Source organism: Chryseobacterium sp. T20, from assembly GCF_047345655.1.
Taxonomy (GTDB): Bacteria; Bacteroidota; Bacteroidia; order Flavobacteriales; family Weeksellaceae; genus Chryseobacterium.
The window spans coordinates 770,006-789,367 of sequence record NZ_JBLFDU010000001.1 but is presented as its reverse complement, the minus strand read 5'-3'; the positions used below and the strand labels follow the sequence as shown (position 1 = coordinate 789,367).

Below are 19,362 nucleotides of genomic sequence, written 5' to 3'. Positions count from 1 at the left end.
ACAAAGTAAATTGTATTTTGTTATATCGGATAACTAAAAGTTATATCTTTGCTTATTGCTTATTGCTTATTGCTTATTGCTTATTGCTTATTGCTTATTGCTTATTCTGCAAATCTCAGAAAAAGCTTAATCAGTTCAGACTGATCTCCTTTAGGCAAAATAAAATGAAAATCTCTTTCAATACTGAAGTTTTTAATATCAATGACGGTCAGTATATTGTTTTTCAGTTCATTCAAAATAGTACTGATGGAAAGAAATGCCATACATTCCGAATGAAGAAGATAATTTTTGATACTTTCACTGCTTCCCAACTGCATGACGGTATTCAATTCATGGATATTGATTTCCTTTTCTTTAAGCCTGTTTTGTATAAACTCCAGCGTTCCGGAACCCTGCTCTCTGAAGATCAGATCCTGTTGGTAAAGATCTTTTAAGTTTAAAGTTTTATGAGCAAGAGGATGATCTGACTTTGCGGCCAGAACGATTTCATCAGGCTTAAATGTTTTATACTCGAAATAAGAAGACTGTGATTCTCCTTCAATGATACCAAGATCAATCTTTTCTTCCTTCAAAAGGGTTGTGATGGTTTCCGTATTTCCTGTAAGAAGTTCAATCTTAATATCTTTATAATACGAATTGAATTTGGCCAAAATCTCCGGTAAAATATACTGTGCAACGGTTGTACTCGCCCCGATAATCAGCTTTCCCTTGTGCTGCTGGCTGATCTGGCTGATCTCAAACTCCATGTCACGATAGATATTTCTGATCTTTTCGGCATGTTCAAACAGAATTTTTCCGCTTTGAGTCAGTTGGATCGAAGTTCCTTTACGGTCAAATAGCTTAGCACCTATCTGAGTTTCAATTTCTTTAATGTGTTTGGTAACAGCGGGTTGGGAAATGTGTAGCTCCTCTGAAGCCTTCGTGAAACTTAATCGGGTAGCCACCGTATGGAAAACTTTTAATCTGTAATCGAACATGGGGTAAAATTACGAATTATAGTTGGAAATGAAGTGAGGGAGTTGGTGAGTTTGGGAGTAATGAGATGCGGGTTACGAGTTTCGGGATTTTAAGTTTGAGAGTGGGAGGGTTTGAGGGTGATGAGATGCGTGTTGCGTGTTTCGGGGTTTTTGAGTCTGAAGGTTTGAAAGATTCTGGATTCAAGATTTTATAAACGAACAATTAAGAACAACTAAAAACTAGCATCCTGCAACCAGCATCAAAAAATAATCAGCTACCAGTAACAAAATAAACCAATACGGTCAATCTCGTAACTCCGCACTCCGCACCCCGAATCTCGAAACCCATAACCCTTATAAAAAATCCGAAATAGATCTGTCCTGCTGGCTTTCAAATCTTCTGTTCTTTGCTTCTCCGATTTTCTGTTTCGTATAAATACTGTTATGACCGGAAAGAAGATAAGATACAACACAGGCAATAGCTACGTACACACCACATTCTGCTCCGAATAATTCAATTCCCATCAGCATACAGGCTAGAGGAGTATTGGTAGCTCCGGCAAATACGGCTACAAATCCCATTCCTGCCAATAATCCGAAGGGTAATGGGATGAAAAGTGACAAAGCACTGCCTAATGTAGCTCCGATAAAGAATAAAGGAGTAACTTCTCCACCTTTGAACCCTGCGGAAAGCGTAACAATGGTAAAAATCATTTTTAATGCAAAATCATATAATGGAAGCTGTTTTTCAAAAGATTCTACAATCACAGGAACTCCCAATCCGATGTAGCGGGTTGTTCCCATAGCAAAAACGGCAAGTGCTATAATGATTCCTCCCACAACAGGACGAAGCGGAGGGTATTTGATTTTTGATTTGAAAAGAGAGCCCATCCAATGGATAATTTTACTGAAAGCAGCCGCACAGATTCCAAATGCAATACCTGCCAGAATACTGTAAAGAATGGGTAAAAACTCCAGTTTGGGAATAAAATCAATATGATAATGAGTATGTTTTACATTCCATAGATTGGTTGCCCAGTCTGCCAGAACAGCAGAAGCAAATGCGGGAAAGATGGCATTATAACGGATTCTTCCCATCAGAAAAACCTCAAGACCAAAAACAGCTCCGGCCAGCGGAGTCCCGAAAACAGAACCAAATCCGGCAGCAATCGCTGAAATAATCAATACTTTTCTATCATTTCGGTCGAGCTTAAAAGGTTTTGTAAGCTGATCTGCGATAGCTCCTGCCATTTGAAGTGCTGTTCCTTCACGACCTGCAGAACCTCCGAAAAAATGGGTGACAATCGTTCCGAGATAAACAAAAGGAGCCATTTTAAAAGGAATGATACCCTTAGGCTCGTGAATAGTATCAATCAACAGGTTATTTCCTCCTTCAACATCTTTCCCGAAATAATAATAGAGAAGTCCTATCAGTAATCCGGCTAACGGAAGCAATGCTACAAGCCAGAGGTGATTTTCTCTGAAGTTTGTTGCCCATTCTAATGATTGAAGAAATCCTGCAGAGGCTGTCCCAACTAAACCTCCAATAATGATACTGATACATAGCCATTTTAAAATATAAGGGAGCACTGGAAATTTTCTGAAGAAAAAATGAGTATGAAAAACTGCTTTTTTAGCGAATGTTCTTTGATTTTTTGACATAATAATCCTGATTAGTTATTTGTTAATAATCTTTTAATCAGGCGTCATCAGCTTTTGTAAAGCGGTTGGGTAAGGAAGAACACCATTTCCTTTTGATACTGCAAATATAAGAATTATGATAAAAGATAAAAGATAAAAGATAAAAGATAAAAGATAAAACCATTAAATATCCGTATGTCAACATCAATAGAGGTGGGCTTTAGCCTAAACTTAAAAATAAACCATGGTTTTAATATTTTGGATAATGCATTGCCTTATCAATCTCAAGCGGATTGTTGTATTTTCTTATGACTTCCTGCATGCTTTTAGTTTGGGTATTCAGTTCATCTACATTACGAATTTCTTTTCCATTGATATTAATTTTAAGATCATTATTGGATTTGCTGAAATTGTTCCGTTCAAAAGCAAAAGGATCGTTGTAAAATTCCATGATCAGTTTATATTTTTGCTTTTCATTGATGGGAATAGCTTTGTTTCCGAAATTGGATTCAATAAAGTTATCTGTCGGATAGACTTCCGGCAGTTCCTGACTTTTAATAAGGTGATAAATGAAGTTCTTTTTGGTATCGGAAAGTTCAAAGATTAAACCCGGTAATCCTCGGAGTTTAAATGGTCCTTCATTAAAAGGAATATCTTTACAGAACCAGGCGGTCCAGTTTCTTCCTCCAAATCGGGTAGTGGCTTTTTGTAAGGTATAATTTTCTACTTTCTTGGTTTCATTGGAAATGATCCAGTTTATTTTATCTGTAGTTTTAAAGGAATAATATCCATTTTTAATATTGATGAAATTCTCATTGTCAAAAGAATTGATTTTTCTTTTCACCACCTGTCCGGACATATCCGTATGACTGGTATTCATCCCGAATTTTTTATTTAAAGAATCTGTAGTCATCAGGTTTCTTCCGTAGAATTTTACCTCTTTGGGAGTAATATCCAGGATCATATTCAGCTTTTCATAAGTGGTTTCGGTAGAATCCATCTTATATTGCAGTTCATACATAAACCGATGGGTCTGACCCTGGCACAATACTATCATAAGCGATACCATTAAGGTGAAAATACTTTTCATATCATATGATTGGTCGTTTTTTGTTACTGGTTTCTCAAGAACCTTAAACTTTAAACCCTGAACCTTAAACTTTGAACCTTGTATTCTCACATCTCGAGACCTGCTCTTACAAAAACGGTTTCATCTCATCCTCAATCTGCGTTCTCAGTTCCATCAGGCGTTTAGCATAAATTTCCTGCTGCTTTTCTTCCTCTGTTTCCGGGATCCATTTTGGTACAGGAAGTTTTTTTCCGTTTTCGTCTACTGCCACAAAAACAATAATGCAGTGGGTTTTTTTCTCAAAATTCGGTTGTTTCAGGTTTCGGGAAAAGACATTGATCGCGATATGCATGCTGGAAGTTCCGGTATAGATCACCTGTGCATCTACTTTTACCACTTCACCGATTTTAATTGGATCGTAAAAACGGATTCCGCCCACATAAACAGTGACAGAATAATTACCACTCCAGGTTGTCGCACATGCATAACCGGCCTGGTCAATCCATTTCATAACACTTCCTCCATGTACATTTCCTCCGTAATTAACATCTGAAGGCTCCGAAATAAACTGAAAAGTAATAGGCTTGTTCTGCATCTTTATAAAATTTGAATAAAGTTATTTAATAATTTCCAAAGTTTTAGATTAAATCCTACTTTTGAAAGACGAAACTTTCAATGAAAGAGAATTTTAACCCATAACAGATTTAGAAACCGTAATGAAGAAAGTATTTTATCTCAACACATGTGATACCTGCAGAAAAATTTTAGCCCAATTCGATCTTACAGACTGGGAACTTCGCGAAATCAAAAAAGAGCCGATTACGAAAGAAGAATTGGCGGAAATGCATAAAAAAACAAAATCATACGAAGCTTTGTTCAGCAAAAAATCTACTCAGATCAAATTGAGAGGCCTGGATGTGAAATCTTTAACAGAAAAAGATTTTAAAGAATTATTGCTGGATCACTATACTTTCCTGAAAAGACCTGTCTTTATTACTGATAAAGAGATTTTTGTAGGAAATGATAAGAAAAATGTTGAAGAACTGCAGAAGTTCTTTGGCGTACATGAATAAATAAAACTTTAACGAGTTTATACAGCCGGCTTAATGATTTCTATTGTTAAGCCGGTTGTTTTTATTTTGGAGTGTATTTTAAGTTGTTGATTTTTAACATTTTGTTGTGATTTATGACTATGTTTATGATCACCAAAAATTACATCATGAAAACAAACTTTTCAAAAACAAAGAATCTTAACAGATCAGCCTTAAAGGAAATTAATGGTGGAGGGAAAACCCTTCCGGTTAACTGTAATACATTATGTTTTCCTGCAGGCGGAGTGCTTTCCAATACTCCCGGGGTAGGTGATGTCTGTTCTCCGGACAGGAAAATTTGCTGTATCTGTTATTAGACAAAAAAGAGGCTGTGAATACATCACAGCCTCTCTTGTTTAAGTATATCTTCAGAACAGATTATACAAAAGGAGCTTTTACCACTTTTGCAGGAATGTTCTTGTTTCTTACCTGAATAAAGATCTCAGATCCTAATTTGAAATGTGGTTTGTCTACATAAGCAAGACCTAAACCTACTTTCTTCATTGGAGATTGCGTTCCAGAAGTTACTTTTCCAATTACGTTTCCTTCAGCATCTACTACAGGATAGTCATGTCTTGGAACCCCTTTGTCTGTCAATTCGAAACCTACTAATTTTCTTCCAACTCCTTCTTCTTTCTGTTTTGCGAAAACATCTTTAGAAACGAAGTCTTTATCAAACTTAGTGATCCATCCTAGACCAGCTTCAATTGGAGAAGTGGTATCGTCAATATCATTTCCGTAAAGGCAGAATCCTTTTTCTAATCTTAAAGTATCTCTGGCAGCCAATCCACAAGCAATGATTCCTTCTTCTTTACCTGCTTCCATTACAGCATCCCAAAGTTTTTCAGCACTTCCGTTGTTGAAATAAATCTCAAAACCTCCGCTTCCTGTATATCCAGTGTTTGAAATGATTACATTGTTCTCTCCTGCAACACTTCCCACAGTGAAGTGGTAGTAAGGAATTTCTGAAAGGTTTACTTCCGTAAGTTTTTGAAGTATTTCAGTAGCTTTAGGCCCCTGAACTGCCAATAAAGACATCTCATCAGAAGCGTTGGTCATTTTAGCCCCGAAAGTATTGTATTTTGAAATATGATTCCAGTCTTTGTCAATATTGGAGGCATTTACTACTACAAAATATTTGTCATCTTCCATTTTGTAAACGATAAGGTCGTCTACAATTCCTCCGTTTTCGTTGGGAAGACAAGAATACTGAGCTTTTCCGTTTTCAAGCGCATCTACATTATTAGTAGTTACATACTGCAAAAGATCTTTTGAGCCTGGTCCTTCGATGAAAAACTGTCCCATGTGGGAAACATCAAATAATCCTGCTTTTTCTCTTACGGCAAAGTGCTCTTCTGTAACCCCTGAATATTGAACAGGCATTTCAAAACCTGCGAAAGGTACGATCTTAGCTCCCAAAGAAACATGTTTGTCGTACAAGGCTGTTTTCTTCATATTTAATTTTTATTTCTTTATTTTAAAACTGTTAAAAGTCTCATTGAATAGGGTCATATAGTTTCCGTTCCAGAATTTCTGGCCACAGTTGATGGAAACTAAATATAAGTTTTTATCTTTTTGAAAAGCTTTGGTAATCCAGAACAGCTTCTCTTTTTCATCAAAATGTTCATACAGATATTCCGTATATCCTTTTTGGCTCTTTTTTTCTTTTACTTTTTTCTCTTCTTCCTGAGATTGATAAAGGGCCAGGATAAATTTTTTCACTTCTTCTTTTGGAAGGGAAAGATCATGATATTCTGAGATGGTAATAGCACCGATCTGGCTGGTGGGGAAAATATTGATGATCTCACTGTCGTTTGTGGATTTCCACCCTTCAGGAACATTGATAGAGTAGTTCGGAGTGTCAAATACACCTGCCTTTTGGGCAAAAAACAGACTCCCTGTCAGAAAAGCAGAAAAAAGCAATATTTTTTTCATCATTAAAAGTGGTGTTTGTATTCTTCGAGGATGATTTTGAACCATTCTGTAAAGTTTTCAGGGTGTTCGGAAATTTCTTTATCCAGATCTTCCATAGAAATGAATCTTACTTCTTCCACTTCCTCTTTATTTAAATTGAAATCAGCTTCATGATTTCCTACAAATACATGATCCAGCTCGTGTTCCCAAAGACCACCACCTACATCTGCTTTGTAAATAAAATTGAATTTTTCTGAAAGCTCTGCCTCAATTCCCAGTTCTTCCTTCAGTCTGCGTACTGCTCCTTCCTGATAAGTTTCTCCTTCTCGTGGGTGCGAGCATACTGCATTAGTCCATTGATTGGGAGAATGGTATTTTCCTGACGCTCTTTTCTGCAATAGCATTTCTCCTTTGTTATTGAAAAGAAATACAGAAAAAGCACGGTGTAACAAGCCATTGATGTGTGCCTGTTGTTTCTCCATCAGCCCTAAAACTTCATCTTCAGGATTTACTAAAACGACAAATTCTTCCATTCCTACAAATGTAAGAGTAATAAATGTATTTTGGAAATTTTTAGATAAACATCATGCTTTTTGTAATAATGGTAATGAGGAGGAAGAAGGAGTAGAAGCTTCGAAGTAAATTTGCAAATTCATTATTTGACTTTCTTTATAAGGTTAGATTTATTTGTTTAAAGATAAAAAGCAAAACGAAAAATTTTAACCATTTGTGATTAAATGATTAATAAAATATTAATATTATTCTTTAAATAATAGTTTTTATAGTAAAATATTAACATTAATGAAGATTAATAGGTCTGATACCTGTAAAAACGCTAACTTTGTTTTTTAATATTTAGTAATGGAATTAGAATACATTGAACACATTAGTCCTATTCTAAAGGATGGAATAAAAAATTACTTAATAGATATCGACGGAACCATTACGGATGACGTTCCCAATGAAGAGCCGGAAAGAATGGTTACCTGCGAGCCATACCCCGATGCACTTGAAACGATCAACAGATGGTATGACGAAGGACATCAGATCTGCTTTTTTACTTCAAGAACTGAAAATCTAAAACAAATCACGATCGACTGGCTGGATAAGCATGGCTTCAAATATCACAGCGTGCTTTGCGGAAAACCAAGAGGAGGAAATTATCACTGGATAGACAACCACCTGGTAAGAGCTACAAGATATAAAGGAAGATTTACGGATTTGGTTGAAAAGCAAGTGACCATTGAAGTATTCAAAGAAGACGGCGAATAAAAATATAATTCAAAGATTTAAAAATTAAATGCGAACCTGTTCCTTTAATTTTTAAATCTTTCATTTTTTAATATACTTGATATTTTATGAAAGTTTTAGCAAACGACGGCCTTGATCAATCTGGAATAGATGCATTGACAGAAAAAGGCTTTGAAGTGATTACTACAAAAGTTCCTCAGGAATTTTTAGTAGATTATATTAACGAGCACAAAATCCGTACCTTATTGGTGAGAAGTGCTACACAGGTAAGAAAAGATATTATTGACGGGTGCCCGTCCATCGACATTATTGGTAGAGGTGGAGTAGGTATGGATAATATTGATGTAGACTATGCAAGAGAAAAAGGAATCCATGTGATCAATACACCCTCTGCATCTTCAGAATCTGTGGCTGAACTTGTTTTTGCTCATTTGTTTTCCGGTGCAAGATTCCTTCAGGATTCCAACAGAAAGATGCCTTTGGTAGGTGATACTGAATTTGGAAGCCTTAAAAAAGCATATGCTGCAGGTATTGAATTGAGAGGAAAAACCATTGGTATTGTAGGAATGGGAAGAATCGGGCAGGAAGTAGCAAGAATCGCTTTAGGACTTGGGATGAGAGTGGTTGCTGCTGATAATAATGTTGGAAAGGCGAGCATTAAGGTGAAGTTTTATAACAATCAGTTCATCAATGTGGATATCGAAACTGAACCCCTTCAGGAAGTGCTAAAACATTCAGACTTCATTACTTTACACGTTCCGGCTCAGAAAGACGGTTATATGATTGGTCAGAATGAATTTGAAATAATGAAAGACGGGGTGGCTATTGTGAACTGCTCAAGAGGAGGAGTTATTGATGAAACAGCTTTGATTCAAGCTTTGGATTCAGGTAAAGTAAGATTTGCCGGATTAGATGTTTTCATTAATGAACCAACACCTTCTAAAGAAATCCTTACTCATTCTAAAATCTCTCTTACCCCTCACACGGGAGCTTCTACGCTTGAAGCACAGGATAGAATTGGTCTTTCCCTGGCAGAGCAGATTTCAAGTATCTTACAGATTCAATAATTTGAAATGATATAAAACAAGAAAATCACCTCCACGGAGGTGATTTTTATTTTTAAACTGTAGTGAGGGTACAGATTATATATTTTTGCTTTTCAATAAATCTCTGATCTCAGTCAGTAATTTTTGATCTTCTGTAGGACCTGCAGGAGCAGCCTCTTCTTTTTTGTTCACTTTATTAGCCAGTTTGATGATCCAGAAAAGAACCATTGCAATACAAAGGAAACTGATTACTGCTGAAAGAAAGTTTCCGTAAGCAACTCCATTCCATGTAAGTTTTGCAATGTTTTCTGCGCCGGCTGCTTTTAATGCCGGGTTTAAGATCAGAGGCGTGATGACATCTTCTACCAAAGACGAAACAATCTTACCAAATGCTGCACCAATGATCACACCGACAGCCAGGTCGAGAACATTACCCTTAAAGGCAAACTCTTTAAATTCTTTTACAAATCCCATAATTTATATTTTTTTAATTAGTATATACACAAAAATATAATTTAAAAATGTAAAAAACACTACGTTTTATAGTTTTTTATTCCCAAAATATTGAATTTTACACTGAATTTCTATGGTTTACTTTAATGAATATTTCAGTATTGTATCAATATATTATTTCATTAATGAGGACTTTTTATTTTTGTTAATGACGTGATATCATAATGAAAAATCTTTTGTAATTTGCTTAAAAGTTTGATTTGCCTATGAAAGTTTTTACAGCAGAACAGATACGCAGCTGGGATCAGTTCACGATTTCTCAAGAACCTTTTTCCTCCATTCAACTGATGGAAAGAGCTTCAATGGCTGTTGCACATTGGATTTCGGAGCATTGTAAAAACCATAAAAAGCTAGCTGTCTTTTGTGGTAATGGAAATAATGGAGGAGACGGATTAGCGGTTGCAAGATTACTTTACCTGAAAGGGTTTGATGTGGATGTATTTGTAAGCGATTCTAAAAGGAAATTTTCAGAGGATGCTTCTGTTAACCTGAAAAGACTCCGTGATTTATCCGGAATTTCAGTCAGGAAACTTGATCCTAAAGAACAATATAATTTTGATGATAAAACAATCATTATCGATGCTCTTTTCGGAACAGGATTATCCAGGCCGTTGGAAGGAGAATATAAAATGCTTGTTGAGCAATTGAATACCAAAAAGAATATTAAAATATCCATCGATATCCCTTCCGGATTGTCTGCAGATGAAATGTTTGATAATAATTCTGTTATTTTGAATGCTGATTATACGCTGACTTTTCAATGCTGGAAGCGGACTTTCCTTCATCCTGAAACAGGAAAATATACAGGAAAAGTAGTGTTGCTGGATATTGATTTAAGTAAAATATATGCAGATGCTACTGATTCTGATTATTCTGTGATTGATGATCCGCTGGCAGCCTCGGTATTTATTCCGAGACAGGAGTTTTCTCATAAAGGCAGTTATGGTAAGGCGGTTATTATAGGAGGTAGCTACGGGAAAATTGGTGCAGCAGTTCTGGCTACAAAATCAGCCTTAAAAACCGGATCAGGATTGACTTTTACATTAGCTCCGGAATGTGGATATGATATTTTGCAAACCTCATGTCCTGAAGCAATGTTCATTAAAGGAGGAGATACGTTTGTGCTCAATTTTGAGATTGATAAAGACTTTGTCTGTGGTGTAGGACCTGGATTGGGAACGCATTCAGGAACTGAGAAAAGTTTTCTGAATTTTCTGAAAGACTATTCAAAACCATTGATTCTGGATGCAGATGCATTGAATATCATTTCAAAAGATCCGGAAAACCTGAAATTAATTCCTGAAAAATCAATTATCACGCCTCACCCGAAAGAGTTTGAAAGACTTTTCGGAAGTACGGGAGATTCTTTCAAAAGGCTTGAACTGGCAAAGAAAAAGGCAAAAGATCTGAATATTTATATTGTTCTGAAAGATCATTATACCCAAGTTGTTACTCCACAGGGAAATGTATTTTATAATATAACCGGAAATGCAGGGTTGGCGAAAGGAGGAAGCGGAGATATTCTTACCGGAATCCTGACTTCGCTTCTGGCCCAGAAATATTCTGAAGAAGAGACTTGTATTTTTGGGGTGTGGTTGCATGGCAGAGCTGCCGATATAGCTTCAGAAAAACATTCAAAAGAATCGATGCTGCCTACTGATGTCATTGATGAATTGGGGACTGTTTTTGAAGAATTGAACAGGAAAGCAGAAAGAAATCTGTAATAAGGTGAATAGACAAGACAGTCAATGATTTTAAAATATTAAAAAAGGCAAATCTGTAAGTATACAAATTTGCCTTTTTATATTTTATTGCTGAATAAAACGTTTAGTCTTCAATTATTCAGGCTTTCCGTTTTCTTCTTCTGTGATTTTAAATTTCTTAGAAACAATCATAATGACAACCCCTGCAATCATAAAAGGAATGGAAAGAACCTGGCCGGTATTCAGACCGCCAATCTGGATAAATTCATCTCCTTGTGGCTCTTTAAGGAATTCAACAAAGAATCTGATTGCCCAAAGAATAATGAAAAACAGACCGAATAACCATCCTTGCTGATATTTTTTGTTTGTCTTTCTGTACAATATCCATAATAGAATGAACAGCAGAACATATCCTACGGCTTCAAATAACTGGCTTGGATAACGGGGTACAGTAAGACCATACTCACTGCTTTGTTGTGGGAAAAGCAACGCAAACGGAGAATTTGGGTCTGCTGGTTTACCAACGATTTCAGAATTGAAAAAGTTCCCCATTCTTACAAATGCTCCTCCTAAAGCAACCACAATACCCAATCTGTCATATACCCAGAACGGATTTTTTCTGATAATTTTAAATGAATAATAAAGCGTAGTGAAAATCAAGGCTATCGTAGCACCGTGGCTCGCTAGTCCTGAAAATCCAGTGAATTTAAAACCGTTTTTTGTGCTTATCGGTAGGAATACGCTCCAGAAATCCTCTTTGAATAATTCCGGCTGATAAAAGATAACATGTCCTAATCTTGCTCCAAGAATTGTCCCGATCAATGTCCATGTGAACAGAGGCTCAAGGTATTTTTGGTTGACATTGTCAATCTTAAAGATTCTTGTCATTAAAATATATCCGAAACCAAATGCAAATACAAACATCAAACTGTAAAAGTGAAGTGTAAATGATCCAATGTGAATACCTTTTGAAGGATCCCAGATTTTAAATGAAGTTTTAAGTTCTACTTTATCAGAATCAGTGATAGGTTTTACAGATTTTACTGCATACTTGAAAGTGGTGATGTTATCTTTGGTAACACCAGTATCAATCAGTTTAAAGTTTTTATCGAAAAACTGGTACTTTGAATCCTTGTACTTTGCTAAAGTGGAAGCGCCGTAATTGTAATAAGTAGGTTCAAAATTAGATTCATTAAGGATGACAACAAAAGACTGGTTCTTGTCTGATTCTCTGTCCGGAAAAGCCGTAAGGTCTCCCATTTCCGTAGTAGAGTAGATTTTTACAGGAACATTGCTTCCATTGATATCTAAAGTTCCGTCAGATAAACCTCCAGGGTATTCCTGTGCGAAAAGAAGTTGCGTTGTGAACGCAAACAGCACAAGATAAATTCTGAAAAAGAGTGTATTCATTTTTCTATTGATTTAATAGTTTGATTATTGACATTTATGTTTGGGTGGAACAGGGTCATAGCCGCTTCCTCCCCATGGGTGACATCTTAAAATTCTTTTAAATCCCAGCCAGAAACCTTTAAAAACCCCATGTACCTGAAGTGACTCAATCATATAGTGAGAACAAGTAGGTTCGTAGCGGCAGTTTTTGGGAAGTAAGGGCGAGATGAACCATTGGTAAAATTTGATCAAAATTACCAGCGGAAATGTAATGATTTTATTGAATGTAAGTTTCAAAACAATGCAAAAATAGGGTAAAAAAATGAAAATTAGTTTAAATTTGTTATAAGTTTCGGAGATCAAAAATCCGGACATTGATCTTAAAAAAAAGAATTACTTTGAATCAAAATATTCCATTAGCTGAAAAATTAAGACCTAAAACCCTGAACGATGTGTTGGGACAGGAGCACCTTACCGGCGATAAAGGAACAATCAGAAAAATGATTGAAAATAATACCTTGAATTCGTTGATTTTATGGGGACCTCCGGGAACAGGAAAAACAACGCTGGCTGAAATTATCTCAGAACAGTCGGGGAGAAAGTTTTATAAACTTTCTGCAGTATCTTCAGGTGTGAAAGATGTACGTGATGTGATTGAAGATGCCAAGAAGCAGAATCTGTTCTCCGGAAAATCACCTATCTTATTTATTGATGAGATTCACCGGTTCAATAAGTCGCAGCAGGATTCATTATTGCATGCGGTAGAAAAAGGCTGGATTGTTTTAATTGGAGCTACTACTGAGAATCCAAGTTTTGAAGTGGTTTCGGCTTTGCTTTCAAGAAGTCAGGTTTATATTTTAAAAGCTTTGAGTTATGAAAAGCTGGAGGAATTAATTGACATTGCTTCGGAAAGATACAATAAAGATGAAGGAACAGATTTTAAAATCCTTGAAAAAGAAGCTTTTATTCAATACTCTGGTGGTGACGCCAGAAAACTGATCAATTCTGTAGAATTGGTTTTGAATCAATATAAAAATTCGGATACAACGGAAATTATTAATTCTGATGTACTGGAGGTTCTTCAGGAGACTATGGCTCTTTATGATAAGAACGGAGAGCAACATTATGATATTATCTCAGCCTTTATCAAGTCGATGCGTGGAGGTGATCCGAATGGCGCTGTGTATTGGCTGGCGAGAATGATTGCCGGGGGAGAAGATATCAAGTTTATCGCAAGGAGGATGCTTATTCTGGCTGCTGAGGACGTAGGGTTGGCTAATCCCAATGCTTTGGTGGTTGCCAATAATTGTTTCCAGGCAATCAATGTGATCGGGAACCCAGAGGCAAGGATTATATTAAGTGAAACAGCGGTGTACCTTGCCGTTTCCCCTAAAAGCAATTCTGCGTATATGGCCATCAATGAGGCTCTGGCTTTGGTAAAACAGACGGGAAACCTGCCTGTGCCACTTCATTTGAGAAATGCTCCGACCAAACTGATGAAAGACCTGGATTACGGAAAAGAATATAAGTATGCTCATTCTTATGAAGGAAACTTTGTAGAACAGGATTTTCTTCCGGAAGAAATCAGGAATGTGAAGCTGTATGAGCCGGGAAATAACTCTACGGAAAAGAAGATTTACGAAGAGCTCAAGAAAAAATGGAACAATAAATACTAAAAATAAAAAAAGGATGCTGAAAAACGGCATCCTTTTTATATTAAATCTGTTTATTTTTTATAACCTATACCATTTCAGCTATTATAAAGTGAAAAAGGGGTATAGATATTTTAAAACATTAAGAATTTTGAAGAATTAAAGTATAGTTAAGATCAATCATTCTGATTTTAAGTTAAAGCGAACATATCTTAATAATCTTAACGTCTTAATACAATCTTAATGGTTCAAAAAAGTTTATTATTCAAGTTTTATTCGGTAGTATAAATAAATAATGTTTTCTTACCGTTGTAATCTTTTGTTTCTGTTCTTTTCTTGATTTCAGGATAGATCATAGTACTTGTGTCTGCAAATTCATATCCTTCAATAAATACAGGATGATCTGCCGGGATATTGTATTGAACATTCATATTGGATAACGCCATTCTGTCCAATATGTTTTCTCCGTTTTTAAACTTATATTCAGTTACGCCTTTTGTAAAAACAGAACTGTATTTTTTTAAGCTTTGGGGAAGACCAGCTGAAGTACTGTATACCTTTGAAACCTGCAATACGTTCTTTTTGGTATTGAACAATTCTACTGTTCCAATGGCATTGTCAGCCACTGCAAACTTTACCGCAGGATTTTTTTGCTGGGCAAATAAAGTAGCAGAGGATAGTAGTAAAAAAGAATAGAGTAATTTTTTCATAATCAGAATATGTAACTGTTAAAAACGTGATAAATATAGTTATTTTTTATAAAATTTGAATAAAATCTTGAATTGTTTTAAATTTTATTTAGAAATAAAAACTTTTACCCTGATTGTCAGTCTGTGCTTTCTTCCGTTTTGTCTTTTTTGTCCACCATATTTCTGATCATATTTTTCAGGCGCTGGAAAGTGAAAGAGCTTAATAATAAAATAATTCCGAGAGCAATAAAGGCACTTATTCTTGAAATATTATCCATTTGCCATACATCATACCCATAAAGTTTTAATACCATCAGGCCTATTAGTGCAAAGCCAATCTTGTTGTATTCCTGGATATTCTTTTTCAAGCCGTTATAAATAAATATACTGGCAAGAATTGTCCATATAATAGGAAGATAAAGAATATTGAAATGCTCACTCGCTTTATAAGAATGAGGAAGATCATGAGAGGTCAATAAAATATAAGAATGGTGAAGTTCGCAGCTTACAGAGATGATAAGCGCCAAAGACAGCATCCAATAAGAAATCCGTTGCTTATGGAATTCTGAAGAAGGAATAATTCTATATCCTATATATATAAAAGGAATCCATTGAAGTAAATGTAGAAAATAAAAACTTAAATGGAGTTTTTTTGTTACAATAGCTGCTACAACTGGTAATGCAGAAGCAGATGTATTAACGATGATCAGGAAAAAAAACAGATAAATCAGAATGTTTTGGATATCATTTCTGATGTTCAATGGTTTTCTAAGGAGTAATAAAGCAAAAATATAATAAATACTGAATAAAAGTCCTACGCTGGTAATGGCTGACCAAGGCATTTCTGAAATATGATACGTAATCTCCAGAAGAAAAGTGATGTAGATAACTCCATAGCTGACCAGAGTAATAAGATCTTCAAAAAAGTTATGATCTTTTCCATTGAGGTCTATGGAGGTATTTCTTAATAGATACAAGTTAATGATTATGGAAATGATGGTGAACGAACTGGTGATAAACGGAGCATTCAATATGATATTGAAATCTTTGGTTCCAAAATATGCCGTCCAGGTTACGAGCTGAGCAATCATGACTAATGGAAACAGAATATAAAAGAAGATTTTGAAAATCTTATGGCCTGTTTTTTTCCAGATAAAAAGAAGAAGAGTAGTCTCTATTGCCCAGATACTGGTGATGAGATGGGTTTTAAACTGAATAGCAATCGCAACAGTTATAAGGCTGGTGACAAGACCTGCAAATACAGAATAGGCAATTCCGAAATTTCTGCGGGTATACTCTCTGAAGAGAAGAACGGTGTTTACAGCAGCAAAAATAAGTGGGAAAATAATCGGGGGTTCATATTTCAGGGTATCAAAAATGTAAAGCAGTCCCAGAATGCTCGAAAAATTAGTGAGAGCAAGTATTAAAATATCGGAAGTTGAAAGTATATTTCTTCTGAAGTAATCATGCAGGGCGAAGATGTAGAAAATCAGATAACTGATCAAATAAAAAGTAATGCTTAAAAGCTCAGGACTTTCATTGGTCCAAAAGAAGAGATATCCTGTGGTAAAAATATAAGCTGTCCATCCCACGCTTTTCCAGTGCTGCAGAAAAGACGCAGCCAGCATTCCGGTATTTAAAAGAGTAATATAAATAAAAAGGAAAAGATAGTTACTTTGTCCTGTGCTGATCATCAGAGGAGCTGTAAAACCTCCTATCAGTGAAAAGATGATCAGTACTTCACTTTTATAATAATAGGATAAGATAATAGAGGCTGCAGTAATCAGTGCAGTGATGATAAAAGCGGTATTTTGGGTAAACAGATGGTATTCACGGAAGGCAATGGTGGCTGTGAAATATAAAACGGCAACTCCACCTCCTGTAATAATGGAAGAAAAAGCTTGGTAATTTTTTCGGAGAAAATGTCCGGTTATCATGATTCCTGCTCCGGTACAAAAACCGATTCCCGCTCTTGCTGCTTCACCAATCCAGTTTTTATCAATAGCGTATTTTACAAAATAACCAATTCCAAGAACGAGGGTGAAAATACCAATAACAGTGAGTGCATTTTGTTTTAAAAAATCAGAAACAGGAGTAAGCCAGTCTTTTTGATCGGGTGTTGAAATATTTTCATTTTCTCCACTGTGTTGTATGTTTTGATGATGGACCTGCGGAGATTGCTCTTGCTGAGGGATGAATGTCTCTTCTGTTGAGGTTTTCTTATGAATTACTTCAGTCTTAGCCGGAGGAGTATTATTGATTTTATAATTAAGATCTGAAATCTCCTTTTCCAATTTTCTGATTTTGGTATTCAGATTATTGAAAATGATGAAGATGATGATAAAGATGATGGCCGCAACAAATTCATTCATTTCATTAGTTTTTATCAAATATAAAGAAATGTTTGATATGCTATTTAAAAAATTAACCCATCACGGTATAAGCGATGGGTTAAATGGTATAGATAACTAACAATATGTTTTACTAGTTTGATATTTTGTAAATGTAGAATGATGCGATACTGGATCCTAATAATCCTGCCGAAACAATACCGGAATCTACAATTCCAAAAGAGACTTTGTCACCTGCCTGAAATGAGTACAGAGAATTAATGCTGGAATCAGAAAGGGTTAAGTTAACTGCCAACGCAAGGTTAACACCACTGAATGGACGTGTGTCTATCAGAGTTGTTACTGCAGATCTGGTTCTTGCAATGGCGATACCAGGAGCTCCTGATAGTAAAGAAGCCTGTAGTCCGGTTCCATATCTGAATGCAAATCCAACAGCATATACTCCGGTAGATGGAATATTATAAGAACCGTCAGCATTTGTAAATAAAGTAGCAGTTCCTATTGTTCTGTCGGCTTGTACAAAGCTGACAGGTTGGAAATCAGAAGGTAATACACCTAAGTTCAGAAGGGTTATACCTGTTGTTTTTTTTGCGGAATATACAGAAGTATTAGTTCCTGCAGCGGCTGTTAATAGAGCAGGATCCATTGAAAAAACTTGTGTAGTTCCCTGATTAACTGCTAAAATTTGATATCCGGGTAGTGCTGTAGCTGCAGGAGTATCACGAACTTTCATAGTTCCGTTAACATCTAAGGTTGCGGATGGGGTTGCTGTATTGATACCTACTTGCGAGAATAATGGTAACGTCGCACATGCTAACATTAAGCTGTAAAGTTTAGTTTTCATGATCAAGATTTTAATTAGTTGCTAAGCAAATATACAATAAAAATTATACTCTACATTGTGATATCTTTATTTTTAATATTAATATGATGTAATATCTTTAAACATATGTTTATATTTCGATTGATATTACTACATAATTTAATTACGACTTATTATATTTGTTTTTTATTTAAAGTATTGTATATCAGTGTTTTATTGAAAAATAATTCTCTCCATTGTGTGGGTTATTTTTTAATTAAACAGAAGGTGTTGTCATTATGGTAATTTATTGTAAAAGTTTTTTGGATTTTGTGTTTTTTATAGGGTAAATAAAAAAAAACACTGCTTTAATGGCAGTGTTTTTTTACAGATTTGTTGTTTTTTTCTAGCTTTCCAGAAGAAATTCTTTGTAATTCCCAAGAAAATCTACATTTGCATGGATTGATTCAAGCTCTTTTAGCGCATTTTCATGTAAAACTTCTTTCCATGGCCCTTCAACATTGATAAAGAAGAAATAATTGCCCAGTCCTGTTTTTAATGTTCTGGATTCAATCTTGCTGAGATTCATTTTTCTCCATGCAAAAACAGATAATACCTGATGCAATCCACCGGGATGATCTTCGGGAAGAGTGATCAGCATACCTGATTTTTCTCCCAGTGTTTCCAGTTTATCATTTTGGTATTTATTCTGTTCTTTAGAAATGATGATAAATCGGGTGTGGTTCTGTTCGAAATCCTGAATATTACGATTCACTATTTTCAAACCATATAAATTGGCTGCAAACTGATTGGCTACCGCAGCAATAGGAGTGTCTGGGTTCTCAGAAACAAACTTGGCAGCGGCTGCAGTTGAGGAAAAGTCCTGTTTTGGAATTTCTTTATAATGGGTATCCAGAAAATGAAAGCTCTGTGCAAGGGCTTGCGGATGTGAATATATTCTTTCAATATTCTCCATAGAATTTTCCGGATGAATCATCAGATGATGGGCAATAGGCATTACTGCTTCTGCTTCAATTTTAATAGACGGAGTTTTATACAAATAATCCAGCGTCATAGAGACGGTTCCTTCAATAGAGTTTTCCAAAGGTACTACTGCTTTTACTACCTCTCCGTTTTCAACGGCATTAAAACAATCCAGAATGCTGGCTTGTGGTACTATTTCGTCATCAGGGAAAAGCTGTGCTGTAGCAAGCTGGGTGAAACTGGCATGAGGTCCCAAAAATGCAATCTTCATAATATAGTATATAAGGGATGGTTATAATAAAGGTACAAAG

Annotated in this window: 20 protein-coding genes and 1 riboswitch; of the genes, 6 read left to right on the top strand and 14 right to left on the bottom strand. The window is 35.7% G+C overall.

All coding sequences use genetic code 11. The annotated features are described in order from the left end of the window. Window positions 1–101: 101 nt before the first annotated feature. From ACMA47_RS03550 to ACMA47_RS03535, 4 genes are all read right to left on the bottom strand, one after another. Window positions 102–977: a LysR family transcriptional regulator gene (locus tag ACMA47_RS03550; protein WP_413928703.1), complete on the bottom strand. Its 876-nt coding sequence runs from the start codon at window positions 975–977 to the stop codon at window positions 102–104. Window positions 978–1,310: 333 nt separating this feature from the next. Continuing rightward, the gene (locus ACMA47_RS03545; protein ID WP_413928702.1) at window positions 1,311–2,618 is read right to left on the bottom strand and encodes a voltage-gated chloride channel family protein; all 1,308 of its coding nucleotides are present in this window, start codon (window positions 2,616–2,618) and stop codon (window positions 1,311–1,313) included. Window positions 2,619–2,649: 31 nt separating this feature from the next. After that, a riboswitch (Fluoride riboswitch) is annotated at window positions 2,650–2,717 on the bottom strand. Window positions 2,718–2,847: 130 nt separating this feature from the next. Next, window positions 2,848–3,687 carry a GLPGLI family protein gene (locus ACMA47_RS03540; protein WP_413928701.1) on the bottom strand — a complete coding sequence of 280 codons (840 nt, stop codon included), beginning with the start codon at window positions 3,685–3,687 and terminating at the stop codon, window positions 2,848–2,850. 106 nt (window positions 3,688–3,793) lie between these two features. Next, window positions 3,794–4,261 carry an acyl-CoA thioesterase gene (locus ACMA47_RS03535; RefSeq protein ID WP_047432118.1) on the bottom strand — a complete coding sequence of 156 codons (468 nt, stop codon included), beginning with the start codon at window positions 4,259–4,261 and terminating at the stop codon, window positions 3,794–3,796. A 121-nt stretch (window positions 4,262–4,382) separates the two neighbouring features. On the opposite strand from ACMA47_RS03535, the gene ACMA47_RS03530 reads away from it, so the two are divergent. Next, window positions 4,383–4,739 carry an arsenate reductase family protein gene (locus tag ACMA47_RS03530; RefSeq protein ID WP_079241128.1) on the top strand — a complete coding sequence of 119 codons (357 nt, stop codon included), beginning with the start codon at window positions 4,383–4,385 and terminating at the stop codon, window positions 4,737–4,739. A 146-nt stretch (window positions 4,740–4,885) separates the two neighbouring features. Beyond that, window positions 4,886–5,074: a hypothetical protein gene (locus ACMA47_RS03525; protein ID WP_413928700.1), complete on the top strand. Its 189-nt coding sequence runs from the start codon at window positions 4,886–4,888 to the stop codon at window positions 5,072–5,074. Between the two features lie 61 nt (window positions 5,075–5,135). On the opposite strand, the gene gcvT is transcribed toward ACMA47_RS03525, so the two are convergent. From gcvT to idi, 3 genes are read right to left on the bottom strand one after another with little or no spacing between them, the layout of a single operon-like run. Then, a complete protein-coding gene (gcvT, locus tag ACMA47_RS03520) occupies window positions 5,136–6,212 on the bottom strand; it encodes a glycine cleavage system aminomethyltransferase GcvT (RefSeq protein ID WP_413928699.1) in 1,077 nt (358 codons plus the stop codon). Window positions 6,213–6,221: 9 nt separating this feature from the next. After that, window positions 6,222–6,695 carry a hypothetical protein gene (locus ACMA47_RS03515; protein ID WP_079241132.1) on the bottom strand — a complete coding sequence of 158 codons (474 nt, stop codon included), beginning with the start codon at window positions 6,693–6,695 and terminating at the stop codon, window positions 6,222–6,224. Then, window positions 6,695–7,204, bottom strand: coding sequence for an isopentenyl-diphosphate Delta-isomerase (gene idi / locus ACMA47_RS03510; protein ID WP_413928698.1), 510 nt, complete (start codon window positions 7,202–7,204; stop codon window positions 6,695–6,697). Before idi ends, ACMA47_RS03515 begins: the two co-directional genes overlap by 1 nt. Window positions 7,205–7,532: 328 nt before the next feature. On the opposite strand from idi, the gene ACMA47_RS03505 reads away from it, so the two are divergent. Continuing rightward, window positions 7,533–7,943 (top strand): phosphoheptose isomerase, encoded by a 411-nt coding sequence (locus tag ACMA47_RS03505; RefSeq protein ID WP_002980498.1) that lies wholly within the window; start codon window positions 7,533–7,535, stop codon window positions 7,941–7,943. A gap of 86 nt (window positions 7,944–8,029) precedes the next feature. Continuing rightward, the gene (locus tag ACMA47_RS03500; protein WP_413928697.1) at window positions 8,030–8,989 is read left to right on the top strand and encodes a D-2-hydroxyacid dehydrogenase; all 960 of its coding nucleotides are present in this window, start codon (window positions 8,030–8,032) and stop codon (window positions 8,987–8,989) included. Between the two features lie 75 nt (window positions 8,990–9,064). Here the strand turns inward: ACMA47_RS03500 and mscL are convergent, their stop codons facing one another. Then, window positions 9,065–9,442: a large conductance mechanosensitive channel protein MscL gene (gene mscL / locus ACMA47_RS03495; RefSeq protein ID WP_129036883.1), complete on the bottom strand. Its 378-nt coding sequence runs from the start codon at window positions 9,440–9,442 to the stop codon at window positions 9,065–9,067. Window positions 9,443–9,687: 245 nt separating this feature from the next. On the opposite strand from mscL, the gene ACMA47_RS03490 reads away from it, so the two are divergent. Then, complete coding sequence (locus ACMA47_RS03490; protein ID WP_413928696.1) at window positions 9,688–11,205, top strand: NAD(P)H-hydrate dehydratase; 1,518 nt, start codon at window positions 9,688–9,690, stop codon at window positions 11,203–11,205. A gap of 114 nt (window positions 11,206–11,319) precedes the next feature. Here the strand turns inward: ACMA47_RS03490 and lgt are convergent, their stop codons facing one another. Together lgt and yidD are read right to left on the bottom strand one after the other, a co-directional pair. Continuing rightward, window positions 11,320–12,168 (bottom strand): prolipoprotein diacylglyceryl transferase, encoded by an 849-nt coding sequence (gene lgt, locus ACMA47_RS03485; RefSeq protein ID WP_413928974.1) that lies wholly within the window; start codon window positions 12,166–12,168, stop codon window positions 11,320–11,322. A gap of 450 nt (window positions 12,169–12,618) precedes the next feature. Continuing rightward, entirely contained in the window at window positions 12,619–12,870 is a 252-nt protein-coding gene (yidD, locus tag ACMA47_RS03480) for a membrane protein insertion efficiency factor YidD (protein ID WP_034695943.1), read from the bottom strand. Between the two features lie 101 nt (window positions 12,871–12,971). On the opposite strand from yidD, the gene ACMA47_RS03475 reads away from it, so the two are divergent. After that, on the top strand, window positions 12,972–14,249 hold the full coding sequence (locus tag ACMA47_RS03475) for a replication-associated recombination protein A (protein ID WP_413928695.1): 1,278 nt from the start codon (window positions 12,972–12,974) through the stop codon (window positions 14,247–14,249). Between the two features lie 248 nt (window positions 14,250–14,497). On the opposite strand, the gene ACMA47_RS03470 is transcribed toward ACMA47_RS03475, so the two are convergent. The 4 genes from ACMA47_RS03470 to pheA form a co-directional block, all read right to left on the bottom strand. Further along, the gene (locus tag ACMA47_RS03470) at window positions 14,498–14,935 is read right to left on the bottom strand and encodes a hypothetical protein (RefSeq protein ID WP_413928694.1); all 438 of its coding nucleotides are present in this window, start codon (window positions 14,933–14,935) and stop codon (window positions 14,498–14,500) included. A gap of 116 nt (window positions 14,936–15,051) precedes the next feature. Beyond that, a complete protein-coding gene (locus ACMA47_RS03465) occupies window positions 15,052–17,286 on the bottom strand; it encodes a DUF2339 domain-containing protein (protein ID WP_413928693.1) in 2,235 nt (744 codons plus the stop codon). A gap of 112 nt (window positions 17,287–17,398) precedes the next feature. Next, window positions 17,399–18,109, bottom strand: a complete 711-nt coding sequence (locus ACMA47_RS03460; protein ID WP_413928692.1) for a hypothetical protein — start codon at window positions 18,107–18,109, stop codon at window positions 17,399–17,401. Window positions 18,110–18,473: 364 nt separating this feature from the next. Further along, window positions 18,474–19,322, bottom strand: a complete 849-nt coding sequence (pheA, locus tag ACMA47_RS03455) for a prephenate dehydratase (RefSeq protein ID WP_413928691.1) — start codon at window positions 19,320–19,322, stop codon at window positions 18,474–18,476. Between the last annotated feature and the right edge of the window lie 40 nt (window positions 19,323–19,362).

Bases quoted from the DNA above. Each gene is read 5' to 3' on its own strand.
- ACMA47_RS03535 (WP_047432118.1), bottom strand. From the start codon at position 4,261: ATGCAGAACAAGCCTATTACTTTTCAGTTTATTTCGGAGCCTTCAGAT.
- ACMA47_RS03470 (WP_413928694.1), bottom strand. From the start codon at position 14,935: ATGAAAAAATTACTCTATTCTTTTTTACTACTATCCTCTGCTACTTTA.
- mscL (WP_129036883.1), bottom strand. From the start codon at position 9,442: ATGGGATTTGTAAAAGAATTTAAAGAGTTTGCCTTTAAGGGTAATGTT.
- ACMA47_RS03525 (WP_413928700.1), top strand. From the start codon at position 4,886: ATGAAAACAAACTTTTCAAAAACAAAGAATCTTAACAGATCAGCCTTA.
- ACMA47_RS03460 (WP_413928692.1), bottom strand. From the start codon at position 18,109: ATGAAAACTAAACTTTACAGCTTAATGTTAGCATGTGCGACGTTACCA.
- idi (WP_413928698.1), bottom strand. From the start codon at position 7,204: ATGGAAGAATTTGTCGTTTTAGTAAATCCTGAAGATGAAGTTTTAGGG.
- ACMA47_RS03465 (WP_413928693.1), bottom strand. From the start codon at position 17,286: ATGAATGAATTTGTTGCGGCCATCATCTTTATCATCATCTTCATCATT.
- ACMA47_RS03500 (WP_413928697.1), top strand. From the start codon at position 8,030: ATGAAAGTTTTAGCAAACGACGGCCTTGATCAATCTGGAATAGATGCA.
- ACMA47_RS03550 (WP_413928703.1), bottom strand. From the start codon at position 977: ATGTTCGATTACAGATTAAAAGTTTTCCATACGGTGGCTACCCGATTA.
- ACMA47_RS03545 (WP_413928702.1), bottom strand. From the start codon at position 2,618: ATGTCAAAAAATCAAAGAACATTCGCTAAAAAAGCAGTTTTTCATACT.
- ACMA47_RS03490 (WP_413928696.1), top strand. From the start codon at position 9,688: ATGAAAGTTTTTACAGCAGAACAGATACGCAGCTGGGATCAGTTCACG.
- gcvT (WP_413928699.1), bottom strand. From the start codon at position 6,212: ATGAAGAAAACAGCCTTGTACGACAAACATGTTTCTTTGGGAGCTAAG.
- ACMA47_RS03515 (WP_079241132.1), bottom strand. From the start codon at position 6,695: ATGATGAAAAAAATATTGCTTTTTTCTGCTTTTCTGACAGGGAGTCTG.
- ACMA47_RS03540 (WP_413928701.1), bottom strand. From the start codon at position 3,687: ATGAAAAGTATTTTCACCTTAATGGTATCGCTTATGATAGTATTGTGC.
- ACMA47_RS03530 (WP_079241128.1), top strand. From the start codon at position 4,383: ATGAAGAAAGTATTTTATCTCAACACATGTGATACCTGCAGAAAAATT.
- ACMA47_RS03505 (WP_002980498.1), top strand. From the start codon at position 7,533: ATGGAATTAGAATACATTGAACACATTAGTCCTATTCTAAAGGATGGA.
- pheA (WP_413928691.1), bottom strand. From the start codon at position 19,322: ATGAAGATTGCATTTTTGGGACCTCATGCCAGTTTCACCCAGCTTGCT.